We start from the raw sequence: 25,019 nt of genomic DNA, 5'->3' as shown, positions 1-25,019 counted from the left end.
AATAATGGCAAAGCACATAAACGTTGCACTTATTGGAAACCCAAATACTGGAAAAACCTCTGTGTTCAATCGGCTCACTGGACTGAACCAAAAAGTGGGGAACTATCCCGGAATTACTGTTGAAAAAAAACAGGGTACCTGCAAATTTGGCCGAGCCTGTAAAGTCCACATTCTCGATTTACCGGGAACCTATAGCCTTAACGCTTCATCACTGGACGAAAATGTGGTAATAGAACTGCTGCTAAACAAAAACGATAAAGACTTTCCCGATGTTGCAGTAGTAGTTGCCGACGTAGAAAACCTTAAGAGAAATCTACTACTTTTCACACAAATAAAAGATTTGGGCATCCCTGCCATTCTTGCCATAAATATGTCTGACCGTATGAAGCGGAAAGCCATAACATTAGATATACCCTTGCTTGAAGAAAAGTTGCAAACCAAAATTGCACTTATCAGCTCACGCAAAAATCTTGGCTTTGATTATTTAAAGGAATTGATAGAAAACTACAACCAGCTTTCCACAAAACCCTGCTTGAACGCTTCCAGCATTTCTCCCGAATATTTTGACCGTTTGCGAAAAGCATTTCCCAACCAAGATCTTTATAAATTATGGTTGGTAATAACCCAAGACGTCAATTTTGGAAAATTGGACCGAAATGAATTAAAGGGGGTAGCTTCCTTTCAAACCGAATCTGTGAGCAATCTGAAAAGACTTCAACAAAAGGAAACGGTGGCGCGGTATCAGTTTATAAATGAGACCTTAAAGCAGACCCTTCATATAGACACTGCAAACGCAAAGGATTTAAGAAGCCGGTTGGATCGTATCTTGACCCACAAGGTTTGGGGATATGTTATTTTCTTCGGAATTCTACTCCTTATTTTTCAAGCTATTTTTGATTGGAGTTCTTACCCCATGGATTTTATAGACAGCACCTTTGCATCTTTAAGCGAATGGACCAAAAACACATTACCGGCAGGGGATTTTACAAATTTGATAGCTGAAGGAATTATTCCGGGACTTGGCGGAATCGTTATTTTTATTCCGCAGATTGCGTTTCTTTTTCTCTTTATTTCAATTTTGGAAGAAACAGGCTATATGAGCCGTGTGGTCTTTTTAATGGATCGCGTCATGCGCCGTTTTGGGCTCAGCGGAAAAAGTGTGGTGCCGCTTGTTGCGGGAACTGCCTGCGCTATTCCAGCAATTATGGCTACCCGTAATATTGAAAATTGGAAGGAACGATTGATAACCATTTTGGTTACACCTTTCACAACCTGTTCAGCTCGGTTGCCTGTTTATTTAATAATAATTGCTTTGGTAATTCCCGACACCCGAGTTTTGGGAATTTTCAGCCTGCAAGGGCTTACCCTAATGTTTATGTATATTTTGGGGTTTGGTGCCGCTATATTTTCAGCCTATTTGCTCGACAAAATTTTAAAAATACGCAGCAAAAGTTTTTTTGTGGTTGAAATGCCTAATTATAAGCTGCCCTTGCCTAAAAACGTAATTATAACCGTAGTTGAAAAAACCAAAGCTTTTGTTTTTGGAGCAGGAAAAATAATTCTTGCTATTTCGATAATTCTATGGGTAATGGCGTCTTATGGCCCGGGAAATTTTAACAATGCTGAAGAAATTATTACAAATGAATATGCTTCGCAAAATCTTTCTCAGGAAGAAATAGATATGCATATAGATTCCTATAAACTGGAACATTCCTATATAGGAAGAATAGGTCACGCTATTGAACCTGCCGTTAGGCCATTAGGGTACGATTGGAAAATTGGAATTGCCATTGTAAGTTCTTTTGCCGCACGGGAAGTTTTTGTGGGTACCCTTGCAACCATTTACAGCGTAGGAAGTGAGGAAGAGGAGACAATTAAAAATAGAATGGCTGCGGAAATAAATCCAGTTTTGGGCGGTCCACTCTTCAATTTTGCAAGTGGAGTTTCGTTACTGCTGTTCTATGCTTTTGCAATGCAATGTATGAGTACCTTGGCAATTGTAAAAAAAGAAACCAACAGTTGGAAATGGCCTATGTGGCAGTTGTTCGTTATGAGCGCCATTGCCTATGTTGTAGCATTGGCAGCCTATCAATTTTTGAAATAGAATAAAATTCTTTTGTTATGCAAACTTTACTTGTCTTGGTAGCCTTTATAGTAGCAGTGTGCTCTCTTATAACTCGCTTTGTCTGGAGTCCATTTGAAACCGCAAAAAAAAAGAATAAACCAGGAGATCATTCTGACTGTGGCAAATGCAGTTTTCGTTAACTTCGAAGGCATAGTTTGGTACAGTGCTCTTTCTAGATAGCCATAGTTGTGGCTTGAAATTCTTTAAACTATCTTTGCACTATGCAAACAATATTGGTATTAATAACGTTTTCCATTGCAGCAGGCTTTTTGCTTAAAAAGTTTGTTTGGAACCCAATTTTTGAATCGCGTCAAAACTCAAGTGGCACGCTTGATGGCGGTAAAACCAAATGTGGCAAAAAAGATTGCGGCTGTCATTAATTACTTATTCTTCTCTTCGCAAACCAATAAAACGTAGTTATTTATATTACCTACGCTTTCAGTAGTGGGGTATGGTTTTAAGGACAATCCATTAATAGCGAATGTTGCGGAACTATAGAGGTTTGTATTTTTTTCCTCCCCAGGTCTTACTTCTCCAAAAGTTAACAGCTTTTCCTCAGATTTTCCATTTGTGGTAACTTTTGCCTTAACAATTGCTCGTCCGGCCCAGATACAGTCCAAACCTTCGGGACAACGGGAATCTTCCACCACCTCCATAAATTTAATGGAAATGCCTTTTAAAATTATGGTTTCCCCTTTGGGAACTTTTACGGCTATTTTAGGGGTTTCCGCGGAGTCTTCTTGGCCAAAAGCAAAAGTTGAAAAAAGCATGATGATTGCTAAAAGTGAGTTTTTCATTATTTATATGATTTATCAATTTTAAAGATACATTAAAAAATAGTGCCAAAAAACCAGTTGTTAAAAATCAAGGATCTCTGCATTGCCCGAATTTCGGTATATATTATCCCCGGAAAAGGAAGAAATCTTCTTTCATAGGCTCTATCTTTTCATCTTTGTTGCTAATAATGTATTCCAACGATTTTTCGGTGAAAGCCAATCCTTTTTCAGTAAGGGAAACCACGTCGTTCTTTATTTCCACGAGATTATTTTTTTCTGCTAAATCCAATACGGTTCTAGCACGAACAGCCTGCCAATTAATATGCTCTTGAAGGTGATTGATATGTCTTTCACTTTCTTCTTCGTGGCGGTTTAAGTGCAACAAAAATGTTATGAGTGAAACCTCAATGCGTTGCTGTTTCTGCCGATACAAAACTGAAATAAGCCCTTTTTTAGGAGCGAATAAATATACAATCAGAAAGATTACTCCTAAAGTTGTAGCTATAGACCCAGAAATGGAGGCGTCGAGAAAATTGGCAACCCAATAGCCTGCAATTGCTGAAAAGACACCGAATAGTACTGAAAGCCCGATCATTTTTTTCAAGTCTTCGGTAAGCAAATAGGCCGTGGCTGCGGGTGCTATCATTAGAGCCACTACTAGAATTGCTCCAACCGCATCAAAGGCGCCCACAACGGTCACAGAAGAAACCGACATCAGCCCATAATGCATAACCACAGGGGAAATACCTAATACCGAAGAAAGTCCGGCATCAAAAGTGGTTACTTTTAATTCTTTAAAAAACAATATTAAAAGGCTTACCGTAATAAATAAAATGCTTCCCATTACCCAAAGAGATTTTGGGCCCCAATCCGCACCTCCCACCATCATTCTGTCAAAAGGTGCAAAGGCCAGTTCACCTAACAATACAGCATCTACGTCAAGATGTACATCGTTTGCGTTTTTTGCAATAAGTATAACGCCAATACTAAACAAAACAGGAAAAACAAGACCGATGGCAGTATCTTCTTTAACCAATCCGGTTTTTTGGATAAACTCTACCATGACAACGGTGATAACACCTGTTAATGCGGCCAAAAGAATAAGTAAAGGGGAATTTAAATCTTGTGTTATAAAAAAACCAATTACAATGCCCGGAAGTATAGAATGGCTTATAGCATCGCTTATTAAAGCCATTTTCCGAAGTACCAAAAACACACCCGGAATGGCGCAGGCCATGGCCACAATGGCTGCAATTAGCTGTATTTCTATCTGCGGATTACTCATTCATTGGTTTTTGATTGTACATTTCCTTTGCCTGTTTGTAGCCTTTTGGGGTCATTGCCCATTGATGCCCTTCTATGACAATCCAGCCCTCATTCTCTAACTTTTTAAGCGAACCTTTTGTAAAACCTTGAAAATTGTTCAGAATACGAATAGCGTGCGGATGCGAAATATTTTCGTGTTCTTGAGCAATGCCGTACATAAACTGCAGGGTTTTCATAAGCTTTAAATTTGTACGATTTTTACGAAAACGGATCTCACGGAACAGAAGTCCTCTCTTGTGGGAAAATATAAAGGAAAACAGCACAAATACTCCAGCAACCAAAACAATTACCGGCCCGGTAGAAAGGTTGTTTTGACTGGCGCTTATTGCAGTTCCAAATACTCCTGAAAAAGCTCCTATTAAAGCCGAAAACAAAACCATAGTTCCCAGATTGTTGGTCCACTGCCGAGCTGCCGCCGCAGGTGCTAATAGTATGGCGCTCATTAACACAACTCCCACGGTTTGAAGTCCTAAAACAATAGCGAGTACAATTAAAAAGGTTATCAGTACATCAATAAATTTGGTGTTGAAACCAAGAGTTTTGGTGTAATCTGCATCAAATAGAAGTATTTTGAATTCCTTCCAAAAAAGGAGCATTACAAAAAGTGAAATTCCAGTCACGATAATCATCAATCGCACATCACTCTCCACAAGGGTCGCGGCTTGGCCAAAAAGATATTTATCCAATCCAGCCTGGTTGGCATTGGGTTGTTTTTGAATGAATGTAAGCAACAACATCCCGAAACCGAAAAATATGGAAAGAATTAAGCCCAGTGCGGTATCGCTTTTAAGATGTGTTTTTGAAGTAATTCCCCTAATCCAAAATGTTCCAATTAACCCACTAACCAAAGCACCCAGCAATAAAATTCCTGAATCTTTAGCGCCTGTAATTAAAAACGCCAATGCAATGCCCGGAAGGGCTGCGTGTGAAATGGCATCGCCCAATAAACTTTGTTTCCGAAGTACTGCAAAACTTCCCAGCATACCACAAATTGCCCCAAGCACTGCCGTGCCCAGCGTTATGGTGCGCAGGGTGTAATCGGTCCAGAGTAAGTTGAAATATTCTTGCATTTTAGTGGACAGTTTTTTTAGTCGGTAGTCTTTAGTTAGTCGGTAGTCTTTAGACAGTAGTCGGTAGTGGGTTTGGTCTTGGGTTTGTTATTTCGTACTTTTTAAGTGAGATTTTTTATTATTTCGAATTTTTCAATAGTCTACCGTCTACCGTTTACCCTCTATTTACTTTTTTTAAGATACTTTTGGAGTGAAATCGTCATTTTCGCTAATTCTGATAGTTTTATTCTTGCGGCCTTATCATCATCTTCCGAAATAAAACCTTGCCGTTTAGCAATGGTAGAGCACACAACGCATTCTTTTGATGAATCCCAAGCCATTTGTAAATATCTGTTGAACTGCGTATCGGTATCACCAGCTCCTTCAGCTATATTTAATGAAATGGAAACCGATGCTCTTTTGTATTGTGATGTTAATCCATACAATTCATCTTTCGGAAATTTTTTCGTAATTGAATATACATCATCCACAAAATCCAGTGATTTTTGATAAACCGTCAATTCTTCAAATTTAAATTTAGGATTTTCCATAACTGTATCTTTTTACAAATCATTAAATTCTACCGTCCACCCTCTACCGTCTATCGACTACCGTCTAAAGACTATTTATTAACCGCCACTTTATAGTTAATCCCATACGTCTTGGTAAGGTTATCATCATTAAAAATCTCCTTTACGGGACCAGTGGCTATTTTTTTCACATTTAAAAAGGTTACCCAATCAAAGTATTCTGGGACGGTTTGTAAGTCGTGATGGACCACAACTACCGTTTTACCTGCTTTTCGTAATTCCTTTAAAATATTGATGATGGCAATTTCGGTTGTTGCATCAACCCCCTGAAAGGGTTCGTCCATAAAATAGATAGCTGCGTCCTGTGCCAAAGCTCGGGCCAAAAATACCCGTTGTTGCTGTCCGCCGCTCAATTGGCTTATTTGTCTGTTTTTATAGGTGAGCATCCCCACTTTTTCCATGGATTCCAAGGCAATCTTTTTCTCCTTCTGCCCGGGTCGTTTTATCCAACCTAAACTTCCATAAGTACCCATCATCACTACATCAAGTGCGGTAGTGGGAAAATCCCAGTCCACGCTTCCTTTTTGGGGAACATAGGCTACCAATTTCCGTTGTTTTGAATAGGGTTTCCCATAAATGGAAACTGTTCCGGCAATGGGTTTTATAATGCCCAAAATTGTTTTTATCAATGTAGATTTTCCCGCCCCGTTTGGACCAACGATTGCCATTAAAACCCCTTCGGGCACAGACAGGTCAATATCCCATAGCACCGGTTTGTAATTATAGGCTACGGTAAGATCATCTATCTGTACTGCCAGTTTTTGATCATGCATTCTTTAAAATTTGTTTTTATTTAAGGGCGTTTACAATAGTATTTACGTTGTATTTGAACATCCCGATATAGGTGCCTTCTTCCGTTCCGGTGCTACCAAGCGCATCGCTGTAAAGGGAACCGCCAATTTCAACATTGTGGTTTTTTGAAAGCACCGCTTGTTGCAGCGCCTCAATAGTGCGTCTTGGCACCGAACTTTCTACGAATATGGCTTTAATACTATTCTGAATTATAAATTCTGAAAGATTTTGAACGTCTTTTACACCCGCTTCGGTTGCGGTGGAAATTCCCTGCAATCCAACAACATTGAACCCATAGGCCTTTCCGAAATAATTAAAGGCGTCGTGGGCGGTAACCAAAATGCGCTTTTCCTCTGGCAAGGTTGCAATGGTCGCTTTAATTTCACTTTCCAGCGCATCCAGTTTTTCCTGATATTTTTTATTGTTTTCAGAATAGCTTTCTGCGTTTTCAGGATCTGCTGTTGAAAGCTCATCAGTTACAAGTTGCGCAAATTGCTTAAAAAACTGAATATTGAACCATACATGCGGATCATAATTTGAAGCGAAATATTCCGAAGGTATCAATTCATTCTTTGGCAATCTGTCTCCCAAGGAGACAGTGTTTTTTTTGCCCTCCATTTTTTCAAAAATATCCACAAGTTTTCCTTCCAAATGAAGGCCGCTGTAAAAAATGATATCGGCCTTATAAAGTTTCGAAATATCGCCTTCACTGGCCTTGTAAAGATGCGGATCTACACCGGCGCCCATAAGTCCTTGCAGTGAAATATGGTCACCACCAATTTCAGAAACCAAATCGGTAAGCATGGTTGTTGTGGTAACAACCTTTAGTTTTTCGTTGTCTTCTGGCGCATTTTTACAGCTGAAAGCAAACGTTAATACGATAAGGATTATTAATTTTTTCATTTTCAATTCCTATTAATTTGAAAGAGCATTGTAACTGTAAAACCTGTTAAAGTGTTTGAACATACAGATTTTCAGCAATTTTATGCGAAATAAAAAACTGTTGGTTACCTACTTGGATTATCATAGAGCCATCAAAAAATTCCTTGCCAAGCACCGTAATTTTAGTGCCTATGCTGATTTTTTTCTTATCCAAATATTGTAGAAAGTCTGCGCTGCTTTCTCTCACGCCTACGCAAACGCCCTTTTGATTTTTCTCAATTTCTGAAAGCAGTTTTTTCTCTGTTCGTTTTAAAACGCCGTGTTTGTCGGGAATGGGGTCGCCGTGGGGGTCAAAATCTGGACTGCCCAAAAATTTATCGAGGCGGGTAATTAATTCTTCCGATTGAATGTGTTCGAGCTGCTCCGCAATTTCGTGAACCTCGTCCCAATGAAAGTTTAATTTTTCTACCAAAAAAACTTCCCAGAGCCGATGCTTTCTAATAACGTTGGCAGCTATCTTTTTGCCTTTTTCGGTTAATTTCGCTCCTTTATAGCGTTTATAAACTACCAGCTTTTTCTCTGCCAATTTTTGAATCATATCCGTTACAGAAGAGGGCTTGGTGGCCATACTTTCAGCAATAGCATTAGTACTTACTTCACCTGCGCTTTCATGCTCTAAGTGAAATATGGCTTTCATATAATTTTCTTCGGCTAATGTAAACATATGTACAAAAGTAAAAACATTTTTCAATTAACCTATATTTTATTTTTAGCCAAGGCTAAAATAACGCATAAAATGAAAATTACTCTTGAACTTTAATGCTATTTTCAAAAATAATTAGCTGAATATTAGTTTTGGAAAGTAATTAAAATCCGCGTTCCTTCTGAAGCTGCTCATATGCCTCCTGAACCTTTGTGAATTTTTCCTGGGCTCCTTTTTGGTAGGCTTCATCCATATGTTGAAGTTTATCAGGATGGTATTTTTTTACCATAGTGCGGTAAGCCGTTTTAATTTCGGCATTAGTGGCGGTTCTTTCAATTTCCAAAATTTTGTAGGCACTGTCTGGATTTTTGAAAAACATCGCTTTGATACTTTCAAAATCGCGACCATAAATTCCCAAAAACCCTGCAATTCTATTGATCTCATTTACTTCAGCAGTTGAAACACTGCCATCGGCATTTGCAATACTGAACAAAAAATGTAGAATTTGCAATCGGCTTTCATAACGTGTTCTTTGACGCAAAAGCGAACAAATGTTTTGGGCCGAAATTTCACGGTTTTTTATTACTTCGTTAAAAACTTTAAAGGTAGCATTTGCGCGCTCCCGCCCATAAGCTTGTACAAAATATTGACGAACATAATCAAGTTCTGTTTGGCTCACATTTCCATCTGCTTTTATCACCAATGAGGCCAATGAAAGCAGGTTCAATTCAAAATCTGCTGGTGTAACTTGTTGTGGCGATGTGCCAAAGGAAGTTTGGAATCTTCCTCCCTTTACGCTCAGATTATCCAATAAGCTTCCCAAAATAAACCCAACGATAGCACCCGGAAATCGATACACAAAATAACCTAGAACGGCCAATAACCAACGAAGCATGAAATTGTAATTTTTCTTTTTATAAGCCGACAAAGGTAACTATTTAAAATTCCAAATTTCAAATCCCAAATTCCAAAAACAAATTGATTAATTGATAATAGTGTTTTCTTTTTAAGTTTTATTTGGAATTTGGAGCTTTTAATTTGGGATTTATTTGAAAATTTTTCGTTTTCAAATTTCGTATCTTTGCAATCTTAATTTAATACAATAAAATTCAAAACATTATGTATCCACCCGAACTAGTAAAACCCATGCGCGAAGACCTGACGAAAGTAGGTTTTTCTGAGCTACATACAGCAAATGACGTTGAAGAGGCTTTGAAAAAAGAAGGAACCACTTTGGTAGTTGTAAACTCCGTTTGTGGTTGTGCTGCTGCCAATGCGCGTCCCGGTGCCGCAATGTCTTTAAACAATTCAAAAAAGCCCGATAATTTGGTAACTGTTTTTGCGGGCGTTGATCGCGAAGCCGTGGATGCCGCCAGGGCCAATATGGTTCCATTTCCGCCAAGCTCGCCTTCCATGGCCTTGTTCAAAAATGGTGAATTGGTTCATATGCTCGAGCGGCACCATATTGAAGGCCGCCCTGCACAAATGATTGCCGAAAACCTAAAAGGTGCATATAACGAATATTGCTAAGTAGCCAAAAAGATTTTGATACAGCTCAACAAACCCTTGACCATAGTTGTTGGCATACTCGCTTTTGGCGCACTTGCCTTTAACATTTATGAAGACCCTAAGGTTTCCCATTTATTTGGAAAGGAAATAAATGATTGGCTTTATCGGGCGTTTTGGTTCTTAATTATCGGACTGTGTGTTTACAATTATATTTACATAGACCGAAATACGTTGAAGAACAAATCGAAATCTAAGTTGAAATCGAAAAATTAATTTTTCGATTTTGAAAACAGAAATAGTCGAACACGAAAAACCGTCTTTTTAAGGGCGGTTTTCTTACTTTTGAATGGAAATGATGGCATTCTCTAAAATAATAAGTTATCCCTTTACGGTATTGTTTTACCTGCTTTTTGGTATTACAATCGTTATTTTCCATCCCATACAATGGATTTGCTTTAACTGGTTTGGGTACACAGCACATAAAAAAAGTGTTGACTATTTAAACTGGACGCTGCTTCGCTGTTTAAATGTGCTGGGTACTACCTTCCATATAGATATTAACACCAGCATCCCGAATAATGTCCCAATAATCATTGTCTCAAACCACCAAAGTATGTGGGATATTTCCCCTATTACTTGGTATTTGCGGAAATACCATCCCAAGTTTATTTCTAAAGTGGAATTAGGGAAGGGAATTCCTTCCGTTTCATATAATTTGAGGCACGGCGGCTCTATTTTGATCGACAGAAAAAACCCGAGGCAAGCTATTGTTGAAATGGTGAAGTTTTCAAAATACCTTCAGAAATTTAAGCGAAGCGGCGTTATTTTCCCCGAGGGAACGCGCAGCAAAACAGGTGTGCCCAAGCCTTTTCGAAGAACCGGATTGCAAACGCTTTTAAAAAAAGTGCCCGATGGTTATGTTATTCCCGTTACCTTCAATAATTCCTGGAAGTTACAACGCTGGGGGATGTTCCCGATGCAAATGGGCGTCCGTTTGGAAATGACCGCGCATCCCGCAATAAAAATTGCCGATTATGAAGTGGAAACACTGATTGACAAAGTGGAAGAAATCATCACTTCAAAAATCCATAAATAATGGCTTCATTTTCTTCGGAAGAAATTATTAAGAACACAATTGCATTTGTTAAAAACGAATTGCAAAACGTCGAAGGTGGCCACGATTGGTTCCATATTGAACGGGTTTATAAAAACGCTTTACTCATTTCCGAAAGTGAAAAAGTTGACAGAACCATCGTTTCGCTCGGCGCATTGCTGCACGATATAGCCGATTCCAAATTCCACAATGACGATGAAACCATTGGACCAAAAAAGGCCCGTCAATTTCTAAAAACCCAGAATATTTCCGAAGAAATAATCGCACACGTTATAAAAATCATTGAAAATGTTTCTTATAAAGGTGGAAATCAAACACAAAAATTTCATTCAAAGGAATTGGAAGTTGTGCAGGATGCCGATAGGCTCGATGCGTTGGGAGCAATAGGAATTGCACGTACTTTTAATTATGGGGGTTTTAAAAACAGAAAGCTTTACGACCCCGAAATTAAACCCAATTTGCATATGACGCCTTCGGAATACAAAGCTTCCGATGCGCCCACAATCAATCATTTTTATGAAAAACTCCTTCTTTTAAAAAACCGGATGAATACCGAAACCGGTCGAAAAATTGCAGAAGAAAGACATGCTTTTATGGAAACTTTTCTGAAACAGTTTTATGCTGAGTGGGAAGGAAAGAAATAAAACTTTAAAACAACTTCATCTGCGGGTTTTTAAGTTGTAAAAAATGCGAAGCATCAAGCGGTTCAATTTTTCGGTCTTTTAAATACTTCTTTTTTGCAATTGCCATCGTGTCTTTCACTTGTTCGCTGATGGTTCCCTCACCCTTCATTCGCCTTCCCCAATTGCTGTCGTTGAGGTTTCCGCCGTGGCATTCTGCTATTTGGTTTAAGATTCGTTCTGCTTTATCGGGGATGGTTTTGTGGGCCCAATCATTAAAGATTTCAGCAATTTGGCCGTTCAATCTCACAATAGTATAACCAACATCTATTGCGCCAAGTTCTGCCACTTTTTTTACCAAAGGAAGTATTTCGTGACTGTTAAGTGAAGGAATAATCGGTGCCATCATGACCCGAACGGGAATGCCATTTTCCGAAAGTGTTTCCACGGTTTTCAGTCGTTGTTTGATGCTCGCCGTTCGCGGTTCCAGCAATCTGCGGGTTTCTTCAGAAAGGGAAGTGATTGAAATGTTTGCTGAAATTATATTCAATTTTGCCATCTCTTTTAAAATATCCAAATCGCGGAGAATGAGAGAATTTTTGGTAATAATGCCCGTTGGGTGTTTCCATTTCAGCATTATTTCCAAACATTTTCGGGTTATTTCAAGTTTGCGTTCCAGCGGTTGATAACAATCCGTATTTCCCGAAAAAACGACAGTATTTCCCTGCCAATTCTTCGAAGTTATTTTTTCCTCTAAAAGTTGTGGCGCATTTTTCTTAAAAAGAATGTTCCGCTCAAAATCGAGACCGGCTCCATAACCCCAATATTCGTGGCTGTTCCGTGCATAGCAATACACACAACCGTGCTCACAGCCCTGATATGGGTTTGCCGAAAACCCCATCCCCACATCGGGGCTGTCAACTTTGTTTACAAAAGACTTGGGAAAAACCTCAATATAGTTTGTTTTGTTGTTATCGGCTTCTTCGCCTTCCGCTTCACAGAAATTAAGATATTCATCCAATACTTCGTGGCTGTTTTCGAAGAATCGGTTATGTATATTTTTCTGGGCACCACGGCCTTTTAAAAAATCAGCGGACATAAAAAAACTTTGAAGATAGGTTTCTTCAAAGTTACTTATTATTTGGAATAAATCCTTTTTCTATTGGAATAAATCCATTAATTTAATTTATGCTTTATAAATCCCTCCTGTTTCACGCAGTTTTAAAAGTCGGTTTTGGTGGATGGAACGCGTAAAGCGTTCGCCACTTTTATAATAGACACATTCTACAACACTGTCATTATTAGTTATTCCAGTAATGGGGTCTTCTTTTGAAATATATTTCAGTATTTCCATTTTAGGCGAATCGTTTTTTCCTTTAATTTTTACCCAATCTCCGGGCTTAAATTTTCTAGTTATCATAATCTTCATTATTAATGGTACCACATCAAAAAAATGATATTAGCTAATTCTATTTTAAAATATTACTAGCTTGCTATGTTGGAAAGAAAAGGGCTCCAAATGAGCCCTAAGATGTTTAGCCAAGAAATAAAGTTTAGGAAATTTTAATATTTCTTGGGGGTTTTTGTTTTGCCTCTTCTTTCTTTGGAAGATGGATACTTAAAATACCCTCATTGTAATTTGCTTTAATCTTTCCATCATCAACCGTTTCGGGAAGGGTGAAGCTTCGTTTGAAGGAAGAATAACCAAATTCCCTACGGGTGTAGTTTTGCTCTTTTGTTTCGTTTTCTTCTTCCACTTCGGTAGCGATGGAAAGTATTTGATTGTCCAAATCTATCTGGAAATCTGATTTTTTAAGTCCAGGGACAGCCATTTCCACAAAATAAGCATCTGCGGTTTCTTTAATGTTTACTTTTGGAAGGCTCATTCCGGTATTGAAATTCTGAGAAAATACGGAAGGTAAATCCCTGTTAAAAATGTCTTCAATCCAAGAGGACAAAGTGGGGAGGGTTGAAGAACGGTCAGTATTTGTTCGTGTCAAACCTCCATTTTTAGGAACATTTACTAAAGTGTTCATAATAATTAAGATTTAAGTTAAACAATTAATTTATTTGAAATTGAACAAAAGAAATGCCAAAATCGCTCTGCTAATTTTCGCCGAAAAAAGTTTAAAAATTTTTAACAAAAAGAATGCTTTAAACGGTTTTTGCAATAAAATTTCACCGCCATTTTGACATTGAAAAATGACTTTTTTTCAGAAATTATATGTATTGATTAAAGCTTTTTTGAATTAGGAGGACAATAATTAATTGGACATTGCTTTAATGAGTACATTCTTCCCACCAACAACTGGAATTTCAAGTGTAGTTTTGTCCAAATCAACGGTCAAAATAGTCCCCGGTTCTGGCAAAAGGGTGAATTGGTTATCACTCGAAAAAATCATCAAACCAATCTGCTGCCCTGCTGGAATTACTTGATCATCCGGAATTAAATCGAAGGACATTTCATAAAACTTTCCAGGCTCCAACGGCTCACTTTCAGTAATGGATTTATAATTCTGCGGATCTGCCCAACCTCTTGTAATAATATTGTCGGTTATTTTTGCATTCTTGTCTGTATTCCAAGGCAAGGAAACCATCCATACGGAAAGATTTGCAGCGGGTTTGCTACTTGCTAATTTAATGTTCAGTTTAGAAAGTCCCGAAAGATGTAAATCTTCCTTTAAAATAGGAGTTGTGAATATTAATCTATGAATGGAACCTGAAAGTTGTGCAAGTGAATCACCAGAAAAATTATAGTCATCTCTCAACATAGCATGTAATTGCACAGTACTCTTTTTTTCGAGCGACAAAATTCCATCATTTGGTGAGGTGGAAATGGGATAAAGTTTAACTAATTCCGCATCTGGATTTGGGTAGTTTGGGTATGGTGTAGGATTATCGCTTTTATCATTTTCCCTAACAATCCAAGCTTTTGGGCCTTTTTCAATATCATTTTCAATTCCGAAGAGATATTTCGTAAACCATTTATTCATCATGGAAAGTGGCGGCGGCCCCCCGTGACCGTATTGATGATAATAGATTTTTACTGGAAGCCCCATTTCTTCTGCAGCCTTATAAATTCTATAACTGTGCTCCGGCATTACATTCCAATCATTAAAACCGTGCGCCATAAACAGCGCGGCTTTCATTGGTTTCATATCGTTTAAATAATCACGCCCAGCCCAAAACTCATTGTAATCACCCGTTTTTCTGTCTATGCCATTTTTAATTTCGGTATCGCGATACACTTTATTGTTATGTGCCCTTTTTGATTCGTCGCCACTGTGGATGAAATCGTAAAGTACGTCAACATCTTCTCCTAAATACCCACCAGGGGAGCGTACCAAACCATTGCTTCTGTAATAGTGATAATACGAAGTGTTTGGCGCAATGGGAATGATAGCTTCTAAACCTTCAACGCCAGTAGTTGCGGCAGCAAGCGGAATTGTGCCGTTATACGAAGTTCCCGTCATCCCAACTTTTCCGGTGGTCCAATATGCTTTTACCTCTTCAGTCCCGTCGGGAGTTGTATATCCTTTCGCGCGGCCGTTCAACCAATCGATAACTGCTTTTGGAGCCAACGATTCATTGTCACCGCCAACGGTCGGGGAGCCTTGTGAAAGCCCTGTTCCCGGCGAAGAAGAGTGAACTACAATATATCCACGTGGAACCCAGGTTTTAATCTGTGAATTCGAAATAATAGGGCGTTTTCCTGTTCTCGTTACCGAAGGATGCACAATGTCTTTCCCCACCGCACCCAATTCGTGATGGACATCATAAAAAGCGCCTTCCACATTTGGTGCAACGCCTGCAAAATAAGGGCTTGATTCATAAATTACAGGAAGTTTTAAACCATCTTCTGTTTGTTTGGGTCTTGTAACGTCAACGTGCATGCGGTCTGGCCTGCCATCGCCATCGGTGTCAAATGTAGTTTCAACCCATAAATCTGTTCGTATCCAATCTTGTTGATTTTCAAAAGCGGGCACAATTTGGGCCTCGCCGTCCTTAAACCACGGTTCGGCTTTTTCTTGGGCTATAACTGTAAATGTGCAAATTATAGCGAAGCTTAAAAGAATATATTTTTTCATGCTATTATTGGATTAGTTATTTCCCTGGAAACTCAGCCTTTCTTTTCTGAAGAAACGCTTGGGTGCCTTCCTTAAAATCTTCGGTGCCGAAACAGTTTCCAAATTCCTCTATTTCCACCTCAAATCCGTTTTCACCATCTTCAAAGTTTGCATTGATTGCCCGAATTGCGGATGCAATAGCAACGGAAGAATTCTTCATAATTTTTCCTGCAATTTTGTTGGTGAATTCAATCAATTCCTCAAGAGTAGTTACGTGGTTTACAAGACCGTATTGAAGCGCTTGGTTGGCATCAATCATTCCGGCGGTCATAATCATCTCCATGGCGCGACCTTTACCAACAAGTTGGGGTAAACGTTGTGTGCCGCCATAACCGGGTATTACGCCCAGTGAAACTTCGGGAAGTCCCATTTTTGCGTTGTCGGAAGCAATGCGGAAATGTGCCGCCATTGCCAGTTCAAGTCCGCCGCCAAGGGCAAACCCGTTTACGGCAGCAATTACGGGTTTTGAATAATTTGCTACAAAATCAAACAGGAGTTCCTGCCCTTTTGCTGCCAATTTTCCACCTTCTTCAACAGAAAAATCTGCAAATTCACTAATATCTGCGCCAGCAACAAAAGCTTTTTCGCCACTACCGGTAATGATGATCACTCTTGTTTTGGCTGAATCTTCAGCTTCTTCCAAAGCATCGTGCAGCTCTTGGATTGTTTCGCGATTCAGCGCGTTCAGTTTTGAAGGACGGTTGATGGTAATGGTTGTGATGCCGTTTTCGGTTTCGGAAAGTATGTTTTGAAATTTCATAGGATTTTTAAATTTTTACGCGAAATACAAAGCTACTAAAAACCTTAAAGCATTGCGGGAAACGAAACTTTAAAAGTGGTTTTTTCTTCAGAAGAATATAGTGTGATGGTACCGCCATAGGTTTCCACAATATTTTTTACCATACCCAGCCCAAGGCCCATGCCGCTGGTTTTAGTGGTGAACTGGGGTTCAAAAATTATGTTTCTATTTTCTTCGGGAACACCTATTCCATTGTCGGAAACCAGTATATTCACAAAAGTATTTTCAAGCTGTACCAGCACATCAATCCGCGGCTCGGCAGGGTTTTTCTGTGCTATGGACTGAATACTGTTTTTCACCAAATTGGTAACCACGCGTATAAGTTGGGTTCTGTCAAAACGTGCCCGTACCTCCTCTTCTTCCGAAAAGAAATAGATATAATCCTCATTAAAAATATCCAACGCCAGTTTGCTTATTTTTACAACATTTAGGGTTTCATCCTGCTGTGCGGGCATTTTTGCGTAGGTTGAAAACGCCGAGGAAATTGAGTTCAAGGTGTCAATTTGCTGAAGTAGTGTGTTTGTATATTCCGCCATTTTTTTATCAATCTCGGGGTCGTTGCAATCAAATTTACGTTGAAAACTTTGTACGGTAAGTCTCATTGGCGTAAGCGGATTTTTAATCTCGTGTGCTACTTGCTTTGCCATTTCGCGCCAAGCGGTTTCCCGTTCACTGGCGGCGAGTTGCGCGGCACTGTTTTCCAGTTCGTCGATCATTCCGTTGTACGAGTTTATAAGCAGGGAAATCTCTTGGGGCGTGTCGTTAATATGAATTTTTTTGTTTCGGGTATCAAAGCGCGTTTCGGAAAGTTTTTCACTTATTTCTTTTAGGGAACGCGTAATGTATTTTGAAAGAAAATAAGAAATGGCAATAGCCGCTCCCAACATAAAAAAGTAAGCGATTCCCAAACGGTAGAGGTATTCTGTGAGCTCTTTGGTAATAAAACCGTCGTCTTCAATGTACGGCAGATTGAGAATTGCCAAGGGTTTAAAATAACTATCGGTAATGTAGGTGTATGATGATTGGTACTTTTGCCCTCCTTCCTCAAATTCCTTTATATAACTTTTGGTGGGCGAATTTTGAAGCATTTCCAGAGCATATTCTGGCATTTTTGGGGAAACGGTATCTTTAAAAAAAGAGGGTTTTGAAGATTTTAAAAGATTGCCTTCCAAGTCGTACAGAAAAATTTCAAGACTGTGGATGTCTTTAATTTCATAGATTTTATCCTTAAATATCAGCGGAATTTGAGCCGTTTCAACAGGGTAGGTCGTGGTTTTTAAAATGTAGTTGATGTTTTCGCGAATGGCGGCTTCCTTTCGCAATAAGCGGTCGCGGTGGTAATCCTGCGCTTCTTCCTTATACTGAAAAACCGTAACGATGGCGATAAGTACCGAAGCTCCCAAAACCAAAAGGAACATTGAAAGGAAGATGCGGGTGCGAAGCGATTTTTTGTAAAAATACATTCACTTTAATTTGAAAAATGAAAGATAGCAATAATTACACCGTAAACGGAAAATTACAAACTTGGAAATTCCAAATACCAAATAAAGCACCAAAAAATAAATACCAAACTCCAAAAAGCACAATTATTTTTCTCGAATTCTTTTATAGATTTTGTAGCCCATCATCAATAAAATTGCAAAGACGAGGATGCCTACAGTACCATAAATCCAGTTGACGGCGCTTTTCAGAATAACTAAAAAAACTACAGCAAACAGTATAATAGTGGGCACTTCGTTAAAAAGGCGCATAAAATTAGACGAATGCTTTACCACCCCTTTTTGCAGCTGTTTATAAATCTTGTGACATTTAAAGTGATAAATAAGCAAGAGTATTACAAATGCTAGTTTCACTTGCATCCAGGCGTCTGCCAAGAAAAAGGTACGCATTAACAGCAACCAGATTCCAAAGAAAACAGCCAATATCATACTGGGCCAAGTAATGATGTTCCACAGGCGCGAGGCCATAATTTTTAACTGCTTGCCCAGGATTTCCTTTTCAGGTGAAGGTTTTTTTGAAGCTTCGATTTGATATACAAAGAGCCTAACAATGTAAAAAAGCCCCGCAAACCAAGTGATTATAAATATTAGGTGAAGGGATTTTATGTACGGATAATATTGTTCCATCAAATTTTTCTAAAAAACTTTTCTAAAATTATGGTTTTAAAATTTATTCTGTAAGCGTTTTTCGTATTTCCCGATTCAAAAAATACCCAGTTACAATGGTTGAAAGTACATCAGCTGCTGGAAAGGAAATCCATACGCCCAGTTCGCCAAAGTAATGCGGCAGTATAAAAATCAGCGGAATAAAGAAAAATCCCTGTCGCGTCAAGGTGAGCAATAATGCAGGAACGGCTTTACCGATGGCTTGAAAATAGGCAGAGCCTATCAATTGGATTGCAATAATGGGTGTGGCGGCAAATACCCATCGCATATAGTGGGGCGTTTCGGAAAGGATATCGGTATCTGTTGTAAATACAGAAACGATAGCCTCGGGAAAAAGCATAATCAATGCAAAAATGAATAAGCCCAAACCGCCAGCATATAGAATTGCCTTGTTGATACTTTCACGAACACGTGCAAATTTATGTGCGCCATAGTTATAACCCGCAATTGGAAGAAATCCTTGTGTAACGCCCAAAACCGGAAAGAGTGCAAACATTAGCATCCTGCCAATAATTCCATATGCCGCTACGGAGGCTTCACCCCCTAAATTAAAGAGAATGTTGTTCATTAAAAGATAGGTAATGCTTACCACGGCCTGTCGTGCCAAGGTTACAAAACCGAGGGCAGACATTTCTTTAATAATGGAACTGTTAAGCCCAAAGTGTGACCAATTTATTTTTAGCTCCGATTTGTTGCTTAGGAAAAACCACAGGACATACAGAAAGCATAGGCCATAAGAAACCGTGGTAGCCCAGGCTGCCCCTTCCATACCCAAATCCAAAAGATTGATGAGGATATAGTCTAAAAGGAGATTTCCAACGGAAGGGATAATCATTGCAATCATTGCGAACTTGGGCTTGCCCTCGGCGCGGATTACGTTGTTGCCCATCATACACAGCGCCAAGAGTGGCACGCCGTAAAGAACGATGCGGTAATAGATTTTTGCAGGTTCAAAGATGTCGCCCTTGCCTCCGAAAGCGGGGATAAGCTCATTAATGAATATCAATCCAAAGACAACCATTGCTGTGGTAAGCAATAATGTTAGGGTAATTTGATTGCCAAAAGTTTTTAGTGCCCGCGCCTTATTACCTGCGCCCAAAGCCCGCGAAATAATGGAAGAACCGCCAATTCCAATGGCCATTCCTAAGGCTGCGATAAAAAAGGAAACGGGGAGTACAACGTTAATGGCCGCAATGGCAATGGAGCCAATCCAGTTGCCCACAAAAATGGTGTCCACCAGAATGTTCAATGACATTACTAAAATACCAATGGATGCGGGTACGGCCTGTTTTATTAACAGACTTCCTATGGACTCGGTGCCGAGGGCGGCACTTTGGTTAAGTTTCATTAGGCTATTGCAGTTTTTACATCTACAATGCGCCAAGTATCAATCCAGCCTGTCAATACTTCGGCCCAATCGTCACGATCGTTCAAGCAGGGAATTACTGTAAATTCCTTTCCACCAGCTTCGTGGAAAATTTCTTGGCCTTCCATGGCTATTTCTTCCAAAGTTTCAAGACAATCACTTACGAATGCTGGGGTTACAATTGCCATTTTTTTCACGCCATTAAGCCCCATACGCTCTATGGTTCTATCCGTTGGCGGTTTCAACCAAGGATCAAAACCCAACCGGGATTGAAAGGAACTGGAATAAGTTCCAGCTTGTAAATTCAACTTTTTTGCAACTAATTCGGTAGTTTTTAAACATTGGTGACGATAGCAAAATTCGTGTGCGGGAGAAGGCGTTACACAACAACTTCCATCTATTTTGCAATGGCTTTTTGTGATGTCGCGCTTGTAAATGTGCCTTTCCGGAACGCCGTGATAGCTGAACAAGAGGTGCTCATAATCTAAGCCTTCGAGTTTTTCAGCAATACTTTTTGAAAGCACTTCTATATATTCCGGCTTGCTGTAAAATGCGGGAAGGGAAGTAATTTGAAGTTGCGGAAAGAATTCCTTTTTCAGCTCTTCAACCTTTACATCAATAGTTTCAGTAGTTGCCATGGCAAACTGCGGATAAAGTGGAATAGTCAAAATTTCATCAACGCCTTGATCTACCAATTCCTGTAAACCTTTTTTCAATGTCATACTTCCGTAGCGCATTGCCAAGGCAACGGGTACAGTGGTTTTCTGCTGAATTTTTTTCTGAAGTCTTTCAGAAATTACGATTAAAGGTGAACCCTCATCCCACCAGATTTTTTGATAGGCCTCGGCAGATTTTTTTGGGCGGGTGTTCAATATAATTCCCCTAACTATAAAGGAACGCAGCCAAAACGGCACGTCAATAACCCGTGGATCCATCAAAAATTCATCGAGGTATTTTTTAACGTCTTTTGGATTGGTGCTGTCTGGCGAACCGAGATTTACGAGGAGGACTCCTTTCATTTAATGGAAATTTTTAGGATAGCAAAATTAGGGTTTTAAAAGGTAATGCTCAAAAATGATGTTATTTAAAAACAATGAAACTATTATAAATACTTATACATTCAACCCCATCAAAAACTTCTTTGGCGTAGTGCCAAACTTCTTTTTAAAGGCTGCGATAAAATGACTGGAGGTGCTGTAGCCTACCTTTAGGCCTACTTCATTTACATTGTGCGAACCCGTAGCCAGAAGTTGCCGGGCAACTTCCATTTTATAATCAAACAGAAAGCTGAAAACTGAGTCGCCATAGACTTGCTTGAAGCCTTCTTTCAGTCGGTTTATAGGTAGGTTTATCTCGTCTGCCAATTGTTGAAGGGTTGGGGGTTCGGCCATTCGGGCGACCATAATCTGCTTGGCTTTTTTTATTTTGGAAACATTGTCTTCATCTGCCAAAAATGGGCATTGCTCTACATCGGCATCGGCGGGACGGTTGAAGTATAGGCTGAGCAGTTCATAGGCCTTGGCCTTAAAATATAAGGGTTTTATGGTGGGATGGAGGTTGTAGTTCATCAATTGGTTCAGCACTACTGCCATTGATGGTGAAATGTGGCCGTCTTTGTAATACTTTCGGTCTTTGTTTTCCTCACTCAGAAAAGTGATGTAATTGGCTTCCGTAGAAAAAAGACTGTGAAATTTATTGATGGGAAGCAATACCGAAAGCACCCATGAATGCTTTTCAAGTACCAAGTGTATGGGCAAATCGCGTTGTGGATTGTAAAGCAGTAAAGAGTTTTCCTCCTTTATGGGCAGGGTGTAGTTTCCCTCATTAAAAAGAAAGGCGGCAGCTCCTTTTATACAAAAGTGAAACTGTATAAATGTGGAACTTACCTCCCGCTTAAAGGTTTGGTTTTCATCGGTTTCGTTGTTGAATTTCAATATAAAAAAACCTGGGGAAATGGTTGTTTCTTCGTAAAAACTTTGAGCGACATTTTTTTGGAGTTCCATATAGTTTCTATTTAGAATAGTTCTAAATTAAATAGTATTAAATTTGGTGGGACACCGCTAATTTAGGGGTAAAAATATGACAAATGTCATATTTAGGCCATTTTTAACACCCATCGACATAAAAGATACCGCTGGCGTTATTTTTTTAAAAACAATGCGTTTACATTTGCTCCTGTTTTATATGGAAAACTTAAAGACATATTCCGGGGAGTCGCTCGAAGGCAATTTTTACGCCATCGGCCTCAACTACAAAAAAGCAGATGCCGAGATTCGTGGCCACTTTAGTATTAGTGATACGGCAAAAGAAAAGATAATGCTTCAGGCCAAGGCCGACCGTATTCCATCCCTTGCGGTTATTTCTACCTGCAACCGTACCGAACTTTACGGGTTTGCCCAGCATCCATATCAACTTATAAAATTGTTATGCGAGCATACCAATGGTACTGTTGAGGAATTTGAAAAGGTTGCCTATATTTATAAAAACCACGATGCGGTTTCACACCTCTTTACAGTGGGGACAGGTCTTGACAGTCAGATTCTTGGTGATTTTGAAATCATTAGTCAGTTGCGCAATGCGTTTCGCGAAGCAAAAAAGCATGACCTTATGAACCCGTTTATGGAGCGTCTTGCAAATGCTGTTATTCAGGCCAGCAAGCGTATCAAGAATGAAACTGGCATTTCTTCCGGTGCAACCTCTGTAAGTTTTGCGGCAGTGCAATATATTATGGCGCACGTGCCCTATATTTCTGAAAAGAATATTTTGCTTTTTGGAACTGGAAAAATTGGCAGAAATACCTGTGAGAACTTAATAAAGCATACCAAGAACGACCATATTACCCTTATTAACCGCACGAAGGAAAAGGCTGAAAAGGTGGCTGGAAAGTTCAATATGATCGTGAAGGACTATGCCGACATCCAAAGTGAAATAGCCCAGGCTGATGTACTTATTGTAGCTACGGGCGCACAGCAGCCCACCATTTCAAAGGAACTTTTGTATTTGAAAAGACCTCTATTAATTTTGGATCTTTCCATTCCAAAAAATGTTTCCGATGATGTTTTGGAGAATGAATTGGTAACCTTGGTACATATGGATCATCTTTCTGCCGTAACGGATAATACCTTGGAACAGCGTGCGGCTCAGCTTCCTCTGGCAAAAAAGATTATTGCTGAAATTGAAAAGGAATTCAACCAATGGGCAGACAACAGACGGTTTGCTCCTACAATTAAAGCATTGAAAGGGAAACTTGCCGAAATTAAGGCTGGTGAAATAGATTATCAGCGCAAAAAGATTGACGGTTTCAATGAAGAGCAGGCCCAAATAATCAGCGACCGACTTATCCAAAAAATAACTACACATTTCGCCAACCACCTTAAAGGCGAGGAAGGCTCCGCCGAAAGTATAGAACTCATAAGAAGGGTTTTCCAACTTGAAACTGCCTAATCTTGAAAAAAACAATCCGCATTGGCACCCGCGACAGTGAACTTGCACTTTGGCAAGCCAACACTGTAAAATCCAAACTTGAGGCTTTGGGCTATACCACCCAGTTGGTTCCCGTAAAGTCTGAAGGCGACTTGGTGCTGGACAAGCCCCTTTACGAAATGGGCATTACCGGCATTTTTACCAAAACGCTGGACGTCGCAATGATAAAGGGCACGGTGGATATTGCCGTACACAGTATGAAGGACGTGCCCACGCAATTGCCCAATGGCATCGTGCAGACCGCTGTTTTGGAACGTGCTTCCTCAGACGATATTATTGTTACTACAACGAATGTAGATTTTGAACAACCTTGCACAATTGCAACGGGAAGCCTTCGCCGGCAGGCACAATGGCTTCATCGTTACCCAAACCATAAGGTTGTTGATTTGCGTGGAAATGTCAATACCCGACTTCAAAAGCTGAAAGAAAATGATTGGGATGGCGCTATTTTCGCAAAAGCCGGATTAGAAAGATTGGGATATATGAGCGAAGCCAATATAAAAAGCCCCTCTTTTGGAGGGGTTGGGGAGGCTTTAGGTTGGATGCTTCCTGCGCCGGCACAGGGCGCTATGGTTGTTGTGGCTTTGGAAAATGATGAATTTTGCATAGAGGCCACTTCAAAATTAAACAATTCTGCAGCGGAAATTTGCACACACATTGAGCGCGAATTTTTAAGAACACTTGAGGGTGGCTGTACTGCGCCAATTGGTGCTTTTGCAGAAATATTTGGTGAAGAGGTTCTGTTTAAAGGCTGTCTGTTTTCCTTGGATGGGAAAGAGAAATTGGAGATTGAAAAAACTGTTTCCAAAACTGATTATCTACATTTTGGAAAAGAATGTGCTTTGCAAATCCTGAAAAATGGCGGAAAAGAATTGATGGCGCAGATTAAAAAGCAGATCAACAAGTAAATTCCCTAACCCCTATTAAATGAAAAGCGTTCTCTCAACTAAAAAATTGAGTCCTTCTCAAAGAGAGTTGCTGATAAACGCTGGAGTTTCCTTGGTGGAATATAACGCCATAAAAATTGAATTCGTCCCTTTTGAAGTTTCTGAAAATATTGACAATGCTATTTTCACAAGCCAAAATGCTGTAAAGGCAGTTATGAGTTATGGGTTAGGAGATAGGAGTTGTTTTTGCGTTGGTGAAAAGACTAAATCACTGTTGGAAGAAAATGGCCAAAATGTGATAAAGATGGCCGAATATGCTTCAGAATTAGGCGATTATTTGGCAAAAAACTACAAAAATGATTCCTTTCAATTTTTCTGTGGAAATATTAGAAGTGATGAAATTCCCTCCAAACTAATAGAAAACGATATTATCTTTGAGGAAATTGAGGTTTATAAAACCACTTTAAATCCGAAGAAGTTTGAAAGACAGTTCGACGCTGTTCTTTTTTTCAGTCCAAGTGGGGTGCGAAGTTTTGTTTCAGAAAATAAAATGAATAATTCAAAAGCAATTTGCATAGGTACAACAACTGCTACCGAAGCAAAAAAATATACTGAAAACGTCGTAATTGCTAACGCCACTACCGTAGAAAGCGTAATTGCAAAAGCGGTGAAATTATTAAAAACGTAATGTCCGTTCGAGCGCAGT

General features: G+C 39.5%; 26 protein-coding genes. 8 read left to right on the top strand and 18 right to left on the bottom strand.

What is annotated here, in order from left to right; all coding sequences use genetic code 11:
* The first annotated feature begins 4 nt into the window (after positions 1 to 4).
* The gene (feoB, locus tag AC58DT_RS07215) at positions 5 to 2,104 is read left to right on the top strand and encodes a ferrous iron transport protein B (protein WP_497216200.1); all 2,100 of its coding nucleotides are present in this window, start codon (positions 5 to 7) and stop codon (positions 2,102 to 2,104) included.
* A gap of 401 nt (positions 2,105 to 2,505) precedes the next feature.
* Here feoB and AC58DT_RS07210 read toward each other — a convergent pair whose 3' ends face one another.
* The 8 genes from AC58DT_RS07210 to AC58DT_RS07175 all read right to left on the bottom strand — a co-directional run bounded on the left by AC58DT_RS07210 (position 2,506) and on the right by AC58DT_RS07175 (position 9,138).
* A complete protein-coding gene (locus AC58DT_RS07210; RefSeq protein WP_497216199.1) occupies positions 2,506 to 2,922 on the bottom strand; it encodes a hypothetical protein in 417 nt (138 codons plus the stop codon).
* A gap of 103 nt (positions 2,923 to 3,025) precedes the next feature.
* Positions 3,026 to 4,186 (bottom strand): metal ABC transporter permease, encoded by a 1,161-nt coding sequence (locus AC58DT_RS07205; protein ID WP_497216198.1) that lies wholly within the window; start codon positions 4,184 to 4,186, stop codon positions 3,026 to 3,028.
* Complete coding sequence (locus AC58DT_RS07200; RefSeq protein WP_497216197.1) at positions 4,179 to 5,297, bottom strand: metal ABC transporter permease; 1,119 nt, start codon at positions 5,295 to 5,297, stop codon at positions 4,179 to 4,181. Before AC58DT_RS07200 ends, AC58DT_RS07205 begins: the two co-directional genes overlap by 8 nt.
* Before the next feature lie 161 nt (positions 5,298 to 5,458).
* Entirely contained in the window at positions 5,459 to 5,827 is a 369-nt protein-coding gene (locus AC58DT_RS07195; RefSeq protein ID WP_497216196.1) for a four helix bundle protein, read from the bottom strand.
* 71 nt (positions 5,828 to 5,898) lie between these two features.
* On the bottom strand, positions 5,899 to 6,639 hold the full coding sequence (locus AC58DT_RS07190) for a metal ABC transporter ATP-binding protein (protein WP_497216195.1): 741 nt from the start codon (positions 6,637 to 6,639) through the stop codon (positions 5,899 to 5,901).
* A gap of 16 nt (positions 6,640 to 6,655) precedes the next feature.
* Positions 6,656 to 7,561 carry a metal ABC transporter solute-binding protein, Zn/Mn family gene (locus AC58DT_RS07185; protein WP_497216194.1) on the bottom strand — a complete coding sequence of 302 codons (906 nt, stop codon included), beginning with the start codon at positions 7,559 to 7,561 and terminating at the stop codon, positions 6,656 to 6,658.
* Positions 7,562 to 7,607: 46 nt separating this feature from the next.
* Complete coding sequence (locus tag AC58DT_RS07180; protein WP_497216459.1) at positions 7,608 to 8,264, bottom strand: metal-dependent transcriptional regulator; 657 nt, start codon at positions 8,262 to 8,264, stop codon at positions 7,608 to 7,610.
* A gap of 142 nt (positions 8,265 to 8,406) precedes the next feature.
* Positions 8,407 to 9,138 carry a TerB family tellurite resistance protein gene (locus tag AC58DT_RS07175; RefSeq protein WP_497216193.1) on the bottom strand — a complete coding sequence of 244 codons (732 nt, stop codon included), beginning with the start codon at positions 9,136 to 9,138 and terminating at the stop codon, positions 8,407 to 8,409.
* A 224-nt stretch (positions 9,139 to 9,362) separates the two neighbouring features.
* Between AC58DT_RS07175 and AC58DT_RS07170 the strand changes: the two genes are divergently transcribed.
* The 4 genes from AC58DT_RS07170 to AC58DT_RS07155 all read left to right on the top strand — a co-directional run bounded on the left by AC58DT_RS07170 (position 9,363) and on the right by AC58DT_RS07155 (position 11,510).
* A complete protein-coding gene (locus AC58DT_RS07170; RefSeq protein WP_497216192.1) occupies positions 9,363 to 9,773 on the top strand; it encodes a BrxA/BrxB family bacilliredoxin in 411 nt (136 codons plus the stop codon).
* Positions 9,774 to 9,788: 15 nt separating this feature from the next.
* The gene (locus AC58DT_RS07165) at positions 9,789 to 10,025 is read left to right on the top strand and encodes a hypothetical protein (protein WP_497216191.1); all 237 of its coding nucleotides are present in this window, start codon (positions 9,789 to 9,791) and stop codon (positions 10,023 to 10,025) included.
* An 82-nt stretch (positions 10,026 to 10,107) separates the two neighbouring features.
* On the top strand, positions 10,108 to 10,848 hold the full coding sequence (locus AC58DT_RS07160) for a lysophospholipid acyltransferase family protein (protein WP_497216190.1): 741 nt from the start codon (positions 10,108 to 10,110) through the stop codon (positions 10,846 to 10,848).
* Positions 10,848 to 11,510 carry an HD domain-containing protein gene (locus AC58DT_RS07155; protein WP_497216189.1) on the top strand — a complete coding sequence of 221 codons (663 nt, stop codon included), beginning with the start codon at positions 10,848 to 10,850 and terminating at the stop codon, positions 11,508 to 11,510. The genes AC58DT_RS07160 and AC58DT_RS07155 overlap by 1 nt, the downstream gene beginning before the upstream one ends.
* Before the next feature lie 4 nt (positions 11,511 to 11,514).
* On the opposite strand, the gene AC58DT_RS07150 is transcribed toward AC58DT_RS07155, so the two are convergent.
* From AC58DT_RS07150 to AC58DT_RS07105, 10 genes are all read right to left on the bottom strand, one after another.
* Complete coding sequence (locus AC58DT_RS07150; RefSeq protein ID WP_497216188.1) at positions 11,515 to 12,585, bottom strand: PA0069 family radical SAM protein; 1,071 nt, start codon at positions 12,583 to 12,585, stop codon at positions 11,515 to 11,517.
* Positions 12,586 to 12,672: 87 nt separating this feature from the next.
* Positions 12,673 to 12,906 carry a hypothetical protein gene (locus tag AC58DT_RS07145; protein ID WP_062620676.1) on the bottom strand — a complete coding sequence of 78 codons (234 nt, stop codon included), beginning with the start codon at positions 12,904 to 12,906 and terminating at the stop codon, positions 12,673 to 12,675.
* A gap of 133 nt (positions 12,907 to 13,039) precedes the next feature.
* Positions 13,040 to 13,522 (bottom strand): Hsp20/alpha crystallin family protein, encoded by a 483-nt coding sequence (locus AC58DT_RS07140; protein ID WP_497216187.1) that lies wholly within the window; start codon positions 13,520 to 13,522, stop codon positions 13,040 to 13,042.
* A gap of 228 nt (positions 13,523 to 13,750) precedes the next feature.
* Entirely contained in the window at positions 13,751 to 15,574 is a 1,824-nt protein-coding gene (locus tag AC58DT_RS07135) for a Xaa-Pro dipeptidyl-peptidase (protein WP_497216186.1), read from the bottom strand.
* Between the two features lie 16 nt (positions 15,575 to 15,590).
* Complete coding sequence (locus AC58DT_RS07130; RefSeq protein ID WP_497216185.1) at positions 15,591 to 16,373, bottom strand: enoyl-CoA hydratase/isomerase family protein; 783 nt, start codon at positions 16,371 to 16,373, stop codon at positions 15,591 to 15,593.
* 44 nt (positions 16,374 to 16,417) lie between these two features.
* Positions 16,418 to 17,875 carry a sensor histidine kinase gene (locus tag AC58DT_RS07125; RefSeq protein ID WP_497216184.1) on the bottom strand — a complete coding sequence of 486 codons (1,458 nt, stop codon included), beginning with the start codon at positions 17,873 to 17,875 and terminating at the stop codon, positions 16,418 to 16,420.
* 123 nt (positions 17,876 to 17,998) lie between these two features.
* Complete coding sequence (gene hemJ / locus AC58DT_RS07120; protein ID WP_497216183.1) at positions 17,999 to 18,538, bottom strand: protoporphyrinogen oxidase HemJ; 540 nt, start codon at positions 18,536 to 18,538, stop codon at positions 17,999 to 18,001.
* Between the two features lie 43 nt (positions 18,539 to 18,581).
* Positions 18,582 to 19,925, bottom strand: coding sequence for an MATE family efflux transporter (locus tag AC58DT_RS07115; RefSeq protein ID WP_497216182.1), 1,344 nt, complete (start codon positions 19,923 to 19,925; stop codon positions 18,582 to 18,584).
* Positions 19,925 to 20,962, bottom strand: coding sequence for a ferrochelatase (gene hemH / locus AC58DT_RS07110; protein ID WP_497216181.1), 1,038 nt, complete (start codon positions 20,960 to 20,962; stop codon positions 19,925 to 19,927). Before hemH ends, AC58DT_RS07115 begins: the two co-directional genes overlap by 1 nt.
* 93 nt (positions 20,963 to 21,055) lie before the next feature.
* Positions 21,056 to 21,946 carry an AraC family transcriptional regulator gene (locus AC58DT_RS07105; protein WP_497216180.1) on the bottom strand — a complete coding sequence of 297 codons (891 nt, stop codon included), beginning with the start codon at positions 21,944 to 21,946 and terminating at the stop codon, positions 21,056 to 21,058.
* 181 nt (positions 21,947 to 22,127) lie between these two features.
* On the opposite strand from AC58DT_RS07105, the gene hemA reads away from it, so the two are divergent.
* The 3 genes from hemA to AC58DT_RS07090 are packed head-to-tail and all read left to right on the top strand — an operon-like array spanning position 22,128 to position 25,001.
* Positions 22,128 to 23,387, top strand: a complete 1,260-nt coding sequence (hemA, locus tag AC58DT_RS07100; protein ID WP_497216458.1) for a glutamyl-tRNA reductase — start codon at positions 22,128 to 22,130, stop codon at positions 23,385 to 23,387.
* A 2-nt stretch (positions 23,388 to 23,389) separates the two neighbouring features.
* Positions 23,390 to 24,334, top strand: a complete 945-nt coding sequence (gene hemC, locus AC58DT_RS07095) for a hydroxymethylbilane synthase (RefSeq protein WP_497216179.1) — start codon at positions 23,390 to 23,392, stop codon at positions 24,332 to 24,334.
* Positions 24,335 to 24,353: 19 nt separating this feature from the next.
* Complete coding sequence (locus AC58DT_RS07090) at positions 24,354 to 25,001, top strand: uroporphyrinogen-III synthase (protein ID WP_497216178.1); 648 nt, start codon at positions 24,354 to 24,356, stop codon at positions 24,999 to 25,001.
* The last annotated feature ends 18 nt before the right edge of the window (positions 25,002 to 25,019 follow it).

The organism is Aequorivita sp. CRS11, assembly GCF_059693805.1.
The sequence above is the reverse complement of the archived record's forward strand: the minus strand, read 5'-3'. Positions and strand labels throughout refer to the sequence as shown.

What these genes read in the sequence shown, in the direction of transcription:
- AC58DT_RS07160 (WP_497216190.1), top strand. Translation starts at nt 10,108, where the DNA reads ATGGCATTCTCTAAAATAATAAGTTATCCCTTTACGGTATTGTTTTAC.
- AC58DT_RS07125 (WP_497216184.1), bottom strand. Translation starts at nt 17,875, where the DNA reads ATGTATTTTTACAAAAAATCGCTTCGCACCCGCATCTTCCTTTCAATG.
- AC58DT_RS07185 (WP_497216194.1), bottom strand. Translation starts at nt 7,561, where the DNA reads ATGAAAAAATTAATAATCCTTATCGTATTAACGTTTGCTTTCAGCTGT.
- AC58DT_RS07115 (WP_497216182.1), bottom strand. Translation starts at nt 19,925, where the DNA reads ATGAAACTTAACCAAAGTGCCGCCCTCGGCACCGAGTCCATAGGAAGT.
- AC58DT_RS07190 (WP_497216195.1), bottom strand. Translation starts at nt 6,639, where the DNA reads ATGCATGATCAAAAACTGGCAGTACAGATAGATGATCTTACCGTAGCC.
- AC58DT_RS07140 (WP_497216187.1), bottom strand. Translation starts at nt 13,522, where the DNA reads ATGAACACTTTAGTAAATGTTCCTAAAAATGGAGGTTTGACACGAACA.
- hemA (WP_497216458.1), top strand. Translation starts at nt 22,128, where the DNA reads ATGGAAAACTTAAAGACATATTCCGGGGAGTCGCTCGAAGGCAATTTT.
- AC58DT_RS07150 (WP_497216188.1), bottom strand. Translation starts at nt 12,585, where the DNA reads ATGTCCGCTGATTTTTTAAAAGGCCGTGGTGCCCAGAAAAATATACAT.
- AC58DT_RS07210 (WP_497216199.1), bottom strand. Translation starts at nt 2,922, where the DNA reads ATGAAAAACTCACTTTTAGCAATCATCATGCTTTTTTCAACTTTTGCT.
- AC58DT_RS07090 (WP_497216178.1), top strand. Translation starts at nt 24,354, where the DNA reads ATGAAAAGCGTTCTCTCAACTAAAAAATTGAGTCCTTCTCAAAGAGAG.
- AC58DT_RS07170 (WP_497216192.1), top strand. Translation starts at nt 9,363, where the DNA reads ATGTATCCACCCGAACTAGTAAAACCCATGCGCGAAGACCTGACGAAA.
- hemJ (WP_497216183.1), bottom strand. Translation starts at nt 18,538, where the DNA reads ATGGAACAATATTATCCGTACATAAAATCCCTTCACCTAATATTTATA.
- AC58DT_RS07145 (WP_062620676.1), bottom strand. Translation starts at nt 12,906, where the DNA reads ATGATAACTAGAAAATTTAAGCCCGGAGATTGGGTAAAAATTAAAGGA.
- AC58DT_RS07175 (WP_497216193.1), bottom strand. Translation starts at nt 9,138, where the DNA reads ATGCTTCGTTGGTTATTGGCCGTTCTAGGTTATTTTGTGTATCGATTT.
- AC58DT_RS07135 (WP_497216186.1), bottom strand. Translation starts at nt 15,574, where the DNA reads ATGAAAAAATATATTCTTTTAAGCTTCGCTATAATTTGCACATTTACA.
- AC58DT_RS07205 (WP_497216198.1), bottom strand. Translation starts at nt 4,186, where the DNA reads ATGAGTAATCCGCAGATAGAAATACAGCTAATTGCAGCCATTGTGGCC.
- AC58DT_RS07180 (WP_497216459.1), bottom strand. Translation starts at nt 8,264, where the DNA reads ATGTTTACATTAGCCGAAGAAAATTATATGAAAGCCATATTTCACTTA.
- AC58DT_RS07130 (WP_497216185.1), bottom strand. Translation starts at nt 16,373, where the DNA reads ATGAAATTTCAAAACATACTTTCCGAAACCGAAAACGGCATCACAACC.
- hemH (WP_497216181.1), bottom strand. Translation starts at nt 20,962, where the DNA reads ATGAAAGGAGTCCTCCTCGTAAATCTCGGTTCGCCAGACAGCACCAAT.
- feoB (WP_497216200.1), top strand. Translation starts at nt 5, where the DNA reads ATGGCAAAGCACATAAACGTTGCACTTATTGGAAACCCAAATACTGGA.
- AC58DT_RS07200 (WP_497216197.1), bottom strand. Translation starts at nt 5,297, where the DNA reads ATGCAAGAATATTTCAACTTACTCTGGACCGATTACACCCTGCGCACC.
- AC58DT_RS07195 (WP_497216196.1), bottom strand. Translation starts at nt 5,827, where the DNA reads ATGGAAAATCCTAAATTTAAATTTGAAGAATTGACGGTTTATCAAAAA.
- AC58DT_RS07105 (WP_497216180.1), bottom strand. Translation starts at nt 21,946, where the DNA reads ATGGAACTCCAAAAAAATGTCGCTCAAAGTTTTTACGAAGAAACAACC.
- AC58DT_RS07155 (WP_497216189.1), top strand. Translation starts at nt 10,848, where the DNA reads ATGGCTTCATTTTCTTCGGAAGAAATTATTAAGAACACAATTGCATTT.